The following is a 14,104-nucleotide window of genomic DNA, read 5'->3' as shown; positions in this document are numbered from 1 at the left end:
TGATGGCTCGTACACCATACCGGGTAATGCCAGTGACATTCAGGTGTCAGTACAAACCGCAAACGACACGATTTTTGAAGGGTCAGAAACCTTTAACCTTGAGGCGCGTGCTTCAGCCACAGTGGGTGGTGAGAGTTTTACTGTCACTGATTCAGGTACCGGCACGATTACGGACAACTCCGAGCGCCCCGTTGTTTCCATTACAGGCGGGGGAGAGGTTGCAGAAGGTGATACGGCGCACTTTACCGTTCTACTTTCAAACACAGCAACCTCTGAGGTTTCCTTTGTACTGACTTTGGATCCAGGTGATACCTCAGTTCAAGATATTGCAGCTTATCAGTACCAAGACGGGGATGGAGTATGGCAGGATGTGCCAGTTTCTGGGGAAATTGGGGTGCCAGCTGGCTCTGATTCCGTCAATGTAAGGGTAGTCACGGCGCAAGATACGACGTATGAAGGTGATGAGAGCTTCACTCTCTCCGTAGCGGCAGGGCAGAATACAGTACTTGGATTAACGTCAACCAGCACCAGTGCAACGATTCTGGACTTTGCCGATAATCCTCCTCAAGCAGAAGACTTTAGTGTGGCATTGGATGCCAATGGTCATGCGGGTATTTTCTTCGATAGCAATGACGTCGCGCAAGACCATATTTCAGATGATGAAAATGATGCAAGCAACACGCCGCTGGGTGTGGTGATCACAGAGCTCCCTCAATCAGGGCAGCTTTACTACGATAATCAGTTGATTGATGCCAGTGATGTCACGACATTTTCAGCCAATGGGGAGGTGCTTCAGCAAGGTACCGTCTTTAGTGATCCAAACCTTATTCGTTACGAGAATGACAGTGAATCAACAGGGTTTGTGCTTGGTGTTAAGCAAGCGCCAGAAGGTATGGATGGCAATGCAAGTCAAAGCACGTTCCTAAACTGGGGTGAAGCTGTTGAAGGTAACCCAGCTCAGCGAGTGATGCAGTTTGATAATGGCGATGCAATTACCGTTACCTCTGCGAGTCAGCCACTTACTCAGTACTTTGCAGGGGCCAGCCATATTGGGTATGGACTCGGTGTTGGTGACGATGGTGGTATACAGCAAGGCGAAACCATCACGATTGACTTGAGTGACCGCCCTTCAACTTCAATTGAACTTGGTCTAGATGGATTGGGCGGATGGTTTGAAGATGGCCATAGCCATGAAACGACCGCGATTGTGCAGGCGGTATTAGACGATGGCTCAGTGATTGACGTCCCGGTGACCAAAGAGACCTCAGGCAATACAGATTTGTTCCATGTGGCCACCATTGACGCGCCAGAAGGACGAGAAATTGAGTCTGTTATTGTCACCACAGAGGGACCAGGTAACTGGGAGCTTCGTTATTTAGAAGCCTCTTCCAGCGATACATTTGATTATCGTGCTGTAGACAGTGATGGCAACCACAGTGATGAGCACACGGTGACCTTAGTTGAAGGAAACGCGGCGCCTATCGCAGCGGATGACCCCGTTGCTTTTGATGTGGCATTAGGCACATTTAACTCCAGTTCTTGGTCACACGATGGGGTGAGTGTGAGCGCGAGTTATCAAGGTCAAGAGAAAACCATCACCACCGAAAGCGGTGTAAAACGCGGCGTATCTGGTGATGAAAACGGTGGACCAGGGGCTCAGATCCAATATAACCGAGAAGATGGGGAGTCAGAGCAGTTAACCGTTTCACTGGACAAGCCTGCAACAGAATTCAGTTTTGAAATCTCGAACTTGTTTAAAGATGAGGGAGGAAGTGGGAATCACGAGCAAGGGAAATGGGTGGCTTATCTTGGCGATAACCCTGTTGCCAGTGGCACCTTTGTGGCGAATGAGGGCAATGACCAAGGCACTTACCATTTTGATGAAGAGGATTTAGGTGGCGTTGCTTTTGATAGTGTTGTGTTTGAAGCGCTTGACTTCACCAATACTCCAGCGCGTGGTAGCGACTCCTCAGATTATTTCTTAACGGGTTTTAAAGCATCAGGAGAAGGCGCTTATGCGGCCAACCAAGGCGAGGTTTTAGAGATCCCAGTCACTGAGTTGCTGGGTAATGATGTTGACCCTAATGGGGACAACCTTCGCATTACTCATGTGTCTGATGTGAATAATGCGCAAGCGCGAATTGAAAATGGTGTTGTTTATATCGACTTGGAAGACAGTTTTGTCGGTGAAACCAGCTTTGACTATGTGATCACAGATGACAAAGGTGGTTACTCTGAGGCCACAGTATCGATAGTGGTGAACCCGCTTCCTCAGGATGTGGCGGTGAGCTCGGTGTCGATGCTTGACGAGACGGTGACCGAAGGGGACAACCTTGTTTATCAGGTGAGTTTGGAGGAAGGCGTCCTTCAAGAAACGCGATACAGTGTGACGTTTGGTCAACCTAACACCGATACTGCTGACAGTGCAGATGTTGATTTGAGTCAAGCGGTGTTTACACATGGCGTTACCTATGATGCGGTTCATCAACAATTGGTGGTGCCTGTCGGTATTCATGCGTTCTCTATTGTCATCCCAACCGTGCTGGATGGTGTGTATGAGCACGCTGAAGATTACACCTTGGTTGTTGGAGGAGAAAACGCGTCTGGTGTGATTAATAACGTTGATATCCCTCTCGTGTCGGTTTCGGGAGGAGGCAATGTGAGTGAGGGCTCTGGCGCAGAGTTTACGGTATCGCTAAGTAAAAACACAGCGCAAGCGGTGACGGTGAACCTACTGGTTTCTCACTCAGAAACGGATGCGTCTGATATCAGCAATATGGACGCGGCCTATCACGATGGTCAAGGCTGGCAGTTCCTCTCAATTGCCGATAATGGCGATCTTATTATACCTGCTGGAGTGACTCAGGTTCGTGTGACAGTGCACACCACCGATGATAATGCGCAACCTATTTATGAGGGAGCTGAGAGTTTTGAGTTGGTCGTGAGCGGTGTGGAAGGTGCTCAAGGCTCGGATTCCAAAGTATCAATCATCATCGATGATGGTCGCGCAGGGTCAGATGATGACCGCCCAATCGTAACAAGTGTCAGTGAAGATACTGTGGCTGAAGGAAGCGATGCCATCTTTAATGTAGTGCTTTCGAGCCAAAGTAGCTCAGACACTTCTATCACATTAGAGCTAAAAGAGAGAAAAGCATCGTCACCAGAAGATTATGATGGCAGTGTAGTTACAGTAACTTATGGCTCTCCCGAACAAACGCAGATCGTCTCTGTTCAAAATGGTTTGTTCGAATTTAATTTGCCAGCGGGTGAAAGCGAGTTTTCTGTTGCGGTTAAAACCGTTGATGATGAAGTTTCAGAAAATAATGAGACATTTTTGCTCGCTGCAAGCACTGAACATCAGTCAACCCCGATAAATGCGAAAGCGACGATTGAAGACAATGAAAAGCCATTAATAGATTTAGACGGTAGCCAATACCAGATTGAATTTGTTAGTGAAGATGCAGGTTACCGTAATGTCTTTGGTTATTATGTTTATGATCCAGCGTCTGATACCCAGCAGCTGCAAATTCTGATGTCAGATTCTCATGACTCTCGTCAAAGTGGTTTTGAACCTGTGCTTGCTTCTCTTGACAGCTTAGACAACGTTGAATACTTCCTTATTGCTGACGGGGCAAATCTAGTTGATAGTGTACCATCGGATGCAACTTTTGAGGTTAACTCAGATGGTCGATTGATGATCAATGGCAGCATTCAGGGTAATGCCGAAGTACTGTTAAGTCATGATGAAGCGTCACTAATGAGGACTACCCTTGATGATAACGGTAATACTATCATTTACTTCGATGATCAAGTAGATCATGCTAATGATGATAATGATTATAATGATCTTATTATTAAAGTCGCCAAGCAAGATACCAATATAGACTTTATCACTGACTTTACAGAAGGTGATGGTCCGATTGCTGTTGCGGATACAGACGCTAACATCTTTGATGATAAAGATACCCTCCACTCTATGCATGTTTCATTAACTCAGCGTCATGACGGAGACCAGCTTACTTGGTTGCCTAAAGCCGGGTTTACAGTTAGCCAAAGCAGTACCGCCTCTGGTCTGAGCCTCCTTATTACGAGTGATGTCGTCGATGGCGCTTCTGCTGCCGAGTTTGAATTGTTCTTGCAAGGGATTAAATATCAGAATACCAGCGAAAACCCTGATGAAACGGATCGTGAAATAAAGTTTTACGTGACCGATTCTTATGGCCAAAATTCAGATATCGCGACCACTATTATTGCCGTGAGCGAAGTTCCTGATTTGTCTGTACAACAACGTTCCGCGGGCATTGAAGACAGTAATATTGCTCTCAATATTAGCCTTCCTCAAGGCAGTTCAGTTGATAAACTAGTAGTCAGTGACATACCGCCAGGTGCAGTGTTAGCATCGGGCAATGCTCCGATTTCTATATCCAATGGAGAGGCGCAGTTAACCGTACAGCAGTTACAGCAACTTACCATAACACCGCCAAACAACAGTAATGAAAACTTTGTACTTAGGGTACAAGGGTATACTGCTGATAATGAGTTGATCGAAGATCATGATATCAATGTTCAAGTTGATGCCCAAACAGACGCTCCTACGATTACTGTATCTGAGCCAGAAGTCATCTCTTTGAACACCTTTGACACCATCGATTTGTCTAATCGTTCGTGGCGTGGCGATGTGACTTCCAGCGAATTGACTCAGGCAGATGGAGTGTTAGGTACTTGGGGTACTGATAATCCTGGACAGTACAATGAGGTTGGTAAGGAAAGTGTCTATCGACGTGGTTCAGATGGTGATAACCAATTGTACGAACTAGAAGGACGTCGTGGTGATGATCAGCTATTTACGGAATTTAGTGCAGACGCAGGTCAATTCTACACATTGTCTTTTGATGTTGTCGCTCGCAGAATGAACGACTCCCCAATGACGGTATTTCTTGAAGATGAAAATGGGATTCGAGAAGTACTATTTGACTACACAGACAAACAAAGCCTAACTTGGCAAACAGAGGATATAAACTTCCAGACGCCTTCGAGCGGCAGTTATAAAATCGTCTTTGAGTCTGAGACTTCTTCAAATAGCTACGGTGCATTGCTAGACGATATTAAACTTGAGAAAGCCAATAATATAGGGTTCGAGGACAGCTACATCTCATTAAGTGAGATTGCGGTAAGCTTAAACGATACTGATGGCTCAGAAACGCTTTCACTTTTGCTAAATGGCTTACCTGAGGGTTCCGTCATTCGTGATGGTAATGGTAACTCCATTAGTGTTCTTGCAACAGAGGATGGAAAAAACAGTGTTGATTTATCAGCGTGGACTGATGATTTAACTGGGCTTGAGGTTTATGTATTAGATGAAGGTGACTATCCACTTGAGTTAATTGCAACAGCGCAAGATAATGCACCTGCAACTTCAGAATCGGTAAGCCAGTTCATTAACCTGCGTGTACTGCCTGACCCCGTCGATTATGCAATGAGATCTGGTTCTCATGGAGATGATGTTATTGAAGGAAGCGACACTCATGATTTGATTGTCGGGGATGTACAGGGAGTTCAGATTATAGCAGGTCAGGATTATAATATTGCTTTTGTCCTAGATACCTCAGGTAGTATGCACAATAGCGTAGCAACAGCGAAGTCGGAAATTATTGAGGTATTTGATCAATTATATAGTACTGTTAACTCTGGGCCTAACACTGGCAAAGTGAATATGCTTTTAACTGAGTTCGCTACTAGTACGGGAGTGACCATTTCAGTTGACTTGAATTCACCGAGCGCGCGAGCTGATTTCATTTCTCAGTTGAGTGATATTGAGGATTCAGGTAGCGGCTACACCAATTATGAAGCCAGTTTTGATGCAACAATCGAATGGTTTGATGCAAACACAAATGAGCAAGCTGAGAACATCACCTATTTCATTACCGATGGTAACCCCAACTATATCCATAAACATAAACTGGATGAAAATCGATTTGACGAAGTGGTTCTAGATTTCGATACCTCTAATAAGGAGGTCGTCACCTTGGATGATATTTTACCATCAGACTACCAGATTGGCACTTCGGTGTTATATAAAGGACAAGAGCTCGTCTCCAGCTTTGGTGCAGTTAAATCACCATTGACGGGGTCGACCTTGGGTAATCTAACTCACTCAAATGGCCTTAGATATAGTGATAGTAATTCAATCACAATACAGACTCGCCACATGTATCACGTTTTGCTACTCATGTCTTCCATTGAAGCTATTGGTATTGGAGATGGTATTAATGCCGCAACCTTGTCTGAGTATGATTCGGATGGGACGGTTGTATCCAATATCAACGTAGATAGATTAGCTGAGACGATTCTGGGTCAGGAAGTTGCTTTAAACCAGGGACAGGACGAGATTATTGGTGGCGATGGCAATGATATCTTGTTCGGTGACCTCATCAATTTTGACAGTATTGATGGACAAGGTATTTCTGCTCTCCAAAAGTATGTTGCTGCAGAAACGGGTGATCCGTTAGCCGATGTTTCTAGCGAAAGCATCAATAGTTTTGTGCGTCAAAACTACAGTAACTTTGATGTTTCACACCAAAATGACCAAAACGATATTTTGCAGGGTGGCTTGGGCGATGACATCTTGTATGGTCAAGGTGGTGATGACACTCTAGATGGTGGCGCTGGAGATGACATCCTGCTCGGTGGCCAAGGTGATGATATATTAATTGGTGGGCAAGGTGATGACATATTAACGGGGGGATCTGGCCAAGACCAGTTTGTTTGGAGAGGAAGCGATATTGATGGAGGTAAAGATATTATCACTGATTTCTACGTGTCCGAAGACAAAATTAACGTTTCAGATTTGTTGGTAGGAAGTGAAACTATAGATGAGCTTCTTTCTGATATATCAGCCAACATTGACAATAATGATATTGAGCTAGTCATTCAACGAGATAGTGGGCAACATCAGTCAATCAAATTGGAAAATGTGGTAGATCAATTCAGTGGACTTGATTTAAGTACGGGAAGTGTGACAGGCACTGACTTATCCAATTTACTGAATGAACTCATGATGATACATGAATAAAAAGGGCCGAAAGGCCTAATGCCGATCAGTTAAGCCTAAAATGATAGGTTGAACGATCCTCCACAAACGGTATAAAGGTCCTAGCTTTTGATAGTTAGGACCTTTTCTTTTGCAACTCACAACCGCTCTTGCGATGGCTAATGGCTACGCACCTAATACCGACCAACTCGGGCAGCTTTCAGATATTCTCTGTCCTAACTTTATTAATCAATGCCTAGAAGCTACTGGTGTGGCAACGGTTAGAAAGCGCCGCATTCCTTTAGATATGGCCGTGTGGACAGTCATCGCAATGTCCCTTTATCGACAAGAACCCGTTTGGAGTATTGTGAGTAAGGCGCAGTTAATGCTGCCAGGCAAGAAACCTTTAGTTGCTCCAAGCGCTGTAGTTCAGGCTCGCCAACGGTTGGGGGCTGACGCGGTGAAAGAAGTTTTTCATCGTAGCCAGCAGATGTGGCATCAACAGGCCGAACATCCCACATGGTCTGGACTAAAACTCCTTGGTGTCGATGGTGTCGTTTGGCGTACACCAGACACCCCGGAGAACAGAGAGCGGTATAAAGTGCCTTCTAATCAAAATGGCGATGGTTCATTTCCCCAAGTGCGAATGGTCTGCCAGATGGAACTAAGCAGCCATATGATGATAGCCAGTGCGTTTGATAGTTATAAGACGAATGAGATGGTTTTGGCAGAACGTCTTATTGAAACAACTCCCGATAATAGCCTGACCATGTTTGACCGGGGCTTCTACTCTCTGGGATTACTTAATCGTTGGCACCAAACCGGTAAAGAACGTCACTGGTTGATGCCAATGAGAAAAGATACACAATATACCGTCATCAGGAAGTTAGGGCGTAATGACAAAGTGGTTGCTCTGAATGCTAGCCCACAAGCAAAGCGGAAGTTCCCAGACCTGCCAGAAACCGTTGAAGTTAGGTTATTAGCCAAAAAGATTAAGGGAAAAGAGGTGAATATCCTCACCTCAATGACGGATGTCATGCGTTTCCCGTCAGCGGAGATAGTCGACCTGTATAGTCATCGTTGGGAAATAGAAGTCGGTTATCGGGAAATCAAATCTTCTTTGCAAAACAATGAGTTTACGCTAAGAAGCAAGCTTCCAGAGATGATAGAGCAAGAGCTGTGGAGATTGCTGCTTGGCTACAATATCATTCGGTATCAAATGGCTAATATGGCTAAGACGATACTGGGTATCCATCCAAATCAGCTGAGTTTTACCACAAGCGCAACCGCGATAATCCATCTGATATATGGTTTTTGGTTGGAAGCGGCAGGCACTATCCCGAAACGTATCAATCATCTACTCGATGAAACACCACACCATGTTTTACCACTAAAAAGAGAAGACCGAATATACCCATGATGTGTGAAACCCAAGAACAAAAAATACCCTAATAAGAAAAAAGCCAGTCAGCTTAACTGACTGGCATTAGCCGAAAGGCCTTTTTTATTACTCATAGCTCGTCCCGCTTTTATCATAATATACAGGCAGCGAAGCTATGAGGTTGCTTAATCTGGACGAATTCTAGATACAGCTCTACAGTTTACTGATATACGTAATTTTTATTAGTTGATGGCCACCATGAAATCACTACTGAGATTATCAATTGCCTTGCTGGTACTACCGTTCTCTGTAAGTGCTGTTGAATTGAATGAACTTCGTTTTCTTACGGAAGAATACCCTCCTTACAATTACACGCAAGATGGACAAAAAAAGGGTATCTCTATTGATTTGCTCATTGCTGCTGCAAAATCGCAGGGCGTCGATCTGACATTAGATGATATTGAAGTTCAGCCATGGGCAAGAGCTTATCGCACAACGTTAATAAAACCTGATGCAGTTTTATTCGCAACTACCCGCACACGGCTCCGTGAGCATTTATTTAAATGGGTAGGACCACTAAGTAGTACACGGATTGTTGCGATGGCGAAGAAATCGCGCGGTATTAAAGTTCAAGCTGCATTAGATTTCGTCCAATATAGAATTGGCGTAATACGTGATGACGTAGGTGAACAGTTGATGTTAGAGCTCGGGGTTCCTCGAGATGGGATGTATGAAGCTTCTCTACCAGAAAACATTGCCGATCAACTCGCCAAAGACCGTATTGACATATGGGCATATGAAGAAAATGTAGCAAAATGGTGGTTAAAGAAAAAAGGTTATAATACTGATGATTATGAGCCTGTGTTTGTGTTAAGTGATGGTGAATTATACTACGCGTTCAATAAAGGAGTAGATGATAAATTAGTTGAAAAACTGCAGCTTGGTATAGATGCAGTCAAGGATAAGAAAAATGAGTCAGGACAGTCTCAATATCAGGAGATCGTCGCTAAGTACAAGTAGCTGAATCAGATAATTTTTTCCACAAGGAAGGGTAAATGCGTCAGTTAGCAATCGTATTATTCATATTCTGCCAGTCTGTAGTTGCACAAGAAAAGATGACACTCACATTACCTTCTCAGCAAGATGGAGGCCACAAGTTCTATCATGACCTTTTACATACTGCCTTAACAGATGCCGGTTACAATGTCACAATTGATACACCCATGGAACACATACCACAAAAACGAGCAGTGAAAATGGTTGAAGCTGGGCAGCTTTCTTTGACTTGGTTAATTGGAACGGAGCAGCGCAATCAAAAATACATTCCAGTAAGAGTCCCCTTAACGAATGGAATGATAGGTAAACGAATTCTACTCATCCCGCCTGAACTTCAAAACAAGTTCGATATGATTAACAACCTAGAAGACCTACAGCAATCTAAAATGGTGGCAGGACTGGGTATGAACTGGTATGACATAGATGTGTGGAAAATAAATCAATTGCCTGTTCATGTCGAAGATGGAGAGTGGAGAACACTATACTCGAAAATAAGTTCCGATGGTGAGGTCAATTATTTTCCGAGGGGAATGACCGAAATTGTTGATGAAGCCAAGAAAAATGACCATCTTGCTATCGAACAGCGCTTGATGCTTGTCTATGACAAAGACTTCTATTTTTACCTTTCTGAATCAGCCGCTGGCTATCAAACGGTTATCGAAAAGGCTTTGCAGCAGGCAAAAGCAAGCGGTTTAATGAGAAAGCTTATTGAAAAACATTGGCAACGCACCTACGAACGAATAACCCCAGACCAAAGGGTTATTATAAATCTCAGTTTACCCAAAGCTAGCTCTCACAAATAGCGTTGAATTACCCTAAAAAACTGACTTATCTACCAAGTTAGCGTATAAACTCAAAAGTGTATCATACTGTTTCCGACCAGTTGGAGAGTGTATAACAGATTATGGAAAGTGTTTTTGTCGTTGTTGGTTTACTGGTGTTATTCTTTTTTTTCGTTCAAAAGCGTTATGCGAAGCAAGATGAGCTGAAAGACAGTCACTATAAGAAAAAAGGCGCTTTGTTAAATATGAAAGAAACGGCGTTTTACAATGCTTTATTAAGCGCTGTGGGACAACATGGTATTATTATGTCTAAGGTCAGCATGACCAGTGTGATAGCCCCATTAGAAACCAACAAAAAGAAGTGGTTCATTGCCAATAATCGTATCTCCAAAAGTTATTTCGATTATGTTGTATGTGACCCTAGAACCTTACAGGTTCGAGTAGCGATAGAGCTCGATGATGGCCGAGAACTTGATAAGGGAAAAGTCGAACGTCAAAAGCTTCTTATGCATGTGTGTAAGTCTTCTGGTATTCCTCTCATTGGTACTTCAGTTAAACATAGCTATCAGGTGAGTCGTTTGAGACGCTTACTCGCGACACACATTGACTTGATTGAATCCGAGAAAGAAGTGCGCTTCTGTAAGCGTTGTGGTAGCCCCATGGTCATCAAGACAGCAACACAAGGTGATTTTAAGGGCCGCCGCTTTTTTACTTGCAGTAGACAACCTCAATGTACGTATACAGAAAACTACAATGTTATTTTTGACGAAGAAGATGATATCGCTTAGCTCAGAGCACTCAAGATGGTCTCCTTATGCTCGTGACATACCATTACCTGATTACGCCCGTTTTTCTTCGCTTTATATAGTTCTTTGTCGGCGTTTCTAAGCACACTATCCAGGTCGTTAAAAAGATCGCATTGATAAATACCAATACTTGCTGTTTGGAATATCGGTTGCTCGAGCGTATTAAATGTGTGGTTTTCTATGGCGATTCGAATCTTCTCTGCTTTACTTACGGCATTCTTAATCGTAGTGTTATGAAGTGCAATACAAAACTCCTCGCCACCGATTCTATATACTTGGTGCTCATCAGATAAACCGTCGATCAGAGCGGCCGTTTGCACCAATACTTTATCTCCCACATCATGGCCATATTTATCATTGATTTGCTTAAAGTAATCGAGATCTAATACTAACAGTGATAACGGCAGCTTTTCGCTCTCCTGTCGATAGCGCTCAAAATTATGAATTAGAGCATGTCTGTTATATACACTTGTTAAGGCATCACGAGAAGCTAATTGACCCAGCGAGGTTTCGGAGGTTTTTCGTTTAACCTCTAGCACGTGGCTGGCCAACCAAACACTTAAGTAAGCAGTAACGAAATTAAGTGGAAGCTCCCAAATTATGTTGTCCTTACTAAGGATGCATTTGTCGATTATTAGGCAAAATTGAGCAACAAAACCAACCATAGTCGCTATCATCCCGTATCTCTTACCTAATATGAGATATGAGAGCACAGGGTAAAGGAAGCTCCAGACTAAGACACCATTATCTATTGAATAAATATAAGTATTAAAGGAAATTAAGCTCATAAAAGAATAGATATAGCCATTAGATAGCAAGAGTGACGTATTGCCTCTATAGCTATGAAAGGCGACGTAGCATGAGAAACTGCAAAAAAATGCCTGTGCAGATGCGACTTGAGGGTAATTATCAAAAAAACCATTGACTATTACACCTATCAGACAGAGGGAGCCAAGTAAAGCACTAAGCCAGAACAAGACTGCGCGACGCAAGTGCCTCGAGGGGTTGAAGATATCTAGCTCCATTAGATCAGCCTTGTATGAATATGTGTTTATATGAATATCGAATAATAGTATGCTTTTCACATGGGGGATCAAGCACTATCTTGAACTAGGATCACACAATAGTAACTACTTAGAGTTTGTTAGGAACTAACTGAAAGCCATATAAAAATAAGATATTGAAATATAAGGTTTTATTGGTTTCTTCAGAAAGGCTAGTATTTTTGATACTCGTTATAAAATTGTCTTATATTGGAATTTGGTTCACGTAAATAATTTATTTGAAGCGTTATCTTTAATTTCGCCTAACGATGAAAATCAGTGGTAAAATTCTGGCAATGTTATGGAAAGTAAACACGGAGCCCTCAGTGGAAAAAGTGGCGATTTTTGTCGATGTTCAGAATATTTACTACACAACAAGAGATAAGTACCAGTCGAATTTTGATTATAATCAGTTTTGGTACATAGCGACGCAAGGTCGACATGTGTTAGAGGCGAATGCTTATGCCATATCGTCCCAAGATCCAAAGCAAAGGCAATTTCACCATATTCTGCGTGGAATAGGCTTCAACGTTAAACTTAAGCCTTATATTCAAAGGCGAGACGGCAGTTCTAAAGGAGACTGGGATGTCGGTATGGCACTTGATGTTTATGAAATAGCAAGCAACGTCGATAAAATAATATTACTATCCGGTGATGGTGATTTTGAAATTTTAGTGCAAAGAGTACAACAAAGATTTGGTACTAAGGTGGACGTGTTTGCAGTTCCAGGGCTATGTGCGCAATCCCTTATCGATGCATGTGATAGCTACATTGCAATCGACAATGACCTGTTACTCTAGGGAATCTAAAGGTTGATCGGGAGTGTTGTTTTCACAAGGTTCTGTTGCTTCTGTATCTAGTGTAGCTCGTTCCGCTTTTGATACATAGCGAGGCTTATTAGTTTTATGCAACTTTGCATTTTTCTTTTTATGCTTCGCTTTTAATATTTGATTAATTTTTTTCTTTCGATTCATAACTCCCCCTTGGTCAATTGCATACTAACAAAAATCGTAATGCTGTTCACTCCATAAAAAGCTTAAGTTGGCATAACCAAGATGGTTTAGTGAAGCACAGCGTCATTTGTCTGTCTTATTATCAAGATCCCTCGCTCTAATTGAATGCTGTTCAAAATGTAGAGTCGTGGTACATTATTTATACAGTATTTTAATGAGGTTTACGCTACTATTAGGTCATTTAATAATAAGAACTCTGGTTGAGTAGTAGATGAGCCCTTTACAATCTTTATTTATTGTTGAAGATGACGCAAAACTGCGCTTAATGCTTGCAGAATATTTCATCAAACATGATTTTGATGTGAAAATCTTTGAGGATGGTATCAGTGCAATCGACGCGATTGTTGAACATCAACCCGCTATCTTATTACTTGATCTTATGTTGCCCGGAACCGACGGGTTGACCATTTGCCGGCAGATAAGATCAAAGTACATGGGTAAAGTACTGATATTGACCGCAAGTGATGATGATTTTGACCATGTTGCGGCATTAGAAATAGGTGCTGACGACTTTGTAAGTAAACCAGTTAAACCACGGGTATTGTTGGCCAGAGTAAGAATGCTGATGAGACGAGGAGAAGCTGTAGATGTTTCTTCTGACAGCGGCTCAAATAGTGCAAATCTTCTGTGTTATGGACAACTTACCTTAAACAGGCCCCGCAAAATTTGTCTGTTGAATAATCAGCAAGTCACACTGTCAGACAGTGACTTTGACTTACTTTGGATCTTGGCAAGCTCTCCCGACCAAGTCTTATCGAGAGACGTACTAACCAAAGCGCTCAGAGGTATTGAATATGATGGTTTAGATCGCACTATTGATAATAAAATTGTTACCTTGAGAAAAAAACTAGGCGATAGCTCAGCGACGCCGAAACGAATCATTACAGTTAGAGGGAAAGGCTACTTGTTTGTTCCCGATAGCTGGTAGGTAAAAAGTGGGTATGTATGCGAAGAATTTATATAGAAGCATTCGCTGGGTTGTTATTGCTTTTT

General features: G+C 42.8%; 9 protein-coding genes. 7 read left to right on the top strand and 2 right to left on the bottom strand.

Annotated elements, in window-relative coordinates:
- The first annotated feature begins 43 nt into the window (after positions 1 to 43).
- The 5 genes from MHN79_RS12215 (at position 44) to MHN79_RS12195 (ending at position 11,037) form a co-directional block, all read left to right on the top strand.
- Complete coding sequence (locus MHN79_RS12215) at positions 44 to 7,072, top strand: VWA domain-containing protein (RefSeq protein ID WP_239173118.1); 7,029 nt, start codon at positions 44 to 46, stop codon at positions 7,070 to 7,072.
- 109 nt (positions 7,073 to 7,181) lie between these two features.
- Entirely contained in the window at positions 7,182 to 8,450 is a 1,269-nt protein-coding gene (locus MHN79_RS12210; protein WP_239173117.1) for an IS4 family transposase, read from the top strand.
- 219 nt (positions 8,451 to 8,669) lie between these two features.
- A complete protein-coding gene (locus tag MHN79_RS12205) occupies positions 8,670 to 9,431 on the top strand; it encodes an ABC transporter substrate-binding protein (RefSeq protein WP_239173116.1) in 762 nt (253 codons plus the stop codon).
- A 35-nt stretch (positions 9,432 to 9,466) separates the two neighbouring features.
- Positions 9,467 to 10,270, top strand: coding sequence for a hypothetical protein (locus tag MHN79_RS12200; protein WP_239173115.1), 804 nt, complete (start codon positions 9,467 to 9,469; stop codon positions 10,268 to 10,270).
- A gap of 101 nt (positions 10,271 to 10,371) precedes the next feature.
- Positions 10,372 to 11,037 (top strand): DUF2726 domain-containing protein, encoded by a 666-nt coding sequence (locus MHN79_RS12195; protein WP_160927729.1) that lies wholly within the window; start codon positions 10,372 to 10,374, stop codon positions 11,035 to 11,037.
- On the opposite strand, the gene MHN79_RS12190 is transcribed toward MHN79_RS12195, so the two are convergent.
- Positions 11,034 to 12,080 (bottom strand): GGDEF domain-containing protein, encoded by a 1,047-nt coding sequence (locus MHN79_RS12190; protein ID WP_239173114.1) that lies wholly within the window; start codon positions 12,078 to 12,080, stop codon positions 11,034 to 11,036. The two genes, MHN79_RS12195 and MHN79_RS12190, sit on opposite strands and share 4 nt — an antisense overlap.
- Positions 12,081 to 12,424: 344 nt before the next feature.
- On the opposite strand from MHN79_RS12190, the gene MHN79_RS12185 reads away from it, so the two are divergent.
- Positions 12,425 to 12,898, top strand: coding sequence for an NYN domain-containing protein (locus tag MHN79_RS12185; protein WP_239173113.1), 474 nt, complete (start codon positions 12,425 to 12,427; stop codon positions 12,896 to 12,898).
- Here the strand turns inward: MHN79_RS12185 and MHN79_RS12180 are convergent.
- On the bottom strand, positions 12,890 to 13,072 hold the full coding sequence (locus MHN79_RS12180) for a DUF2986 domain-containing protein (RefSeq protein WP_239173112.1): 183 nt from the start codon (positions 13,070 to 13,072) through the stop codon (positions 12,890 to 12,892). The genes MHN79_RS12185 and MHN79_RS12180 overlap by 9 nt on opposite strands.
- Positions 13,073 to 13,322: 250 nt before the next feature.
- On the opposite strand from MHN79_RS12180, the gene MHN79_RS12175 reads away from it, so the two are divergent.
- The gene (locus tag MHN79_RS12175; protein WP_239173111.1) at positions 13,323 to 14,039 is read left to right on the top strand and encodes a response regulator; all 717 of its coding nucleotides are present in this window, start codon (positions 13,323 to 13,325) and stop codon (positions 14,037 to 14,039) included.
- Positions 14,040 to 14,104: the final 65 nt, after the last annotated feature.

It is taken from the genome of Vibrio sp. Of14-4, from assembly GCF_022347625.1.
In the GTDB taxonomy this organism is placed as follows: Bacteria; Pseudomonadota; Gammaproteobacteria; order Enterobacterales; family Vibrionaceae; genus Vibrio; species Vibrio pristinus.
Note: the sequence above shows the minus strand (reverse complement) of the source record. Positions and strands in the feature narration are given on the sequence as shown.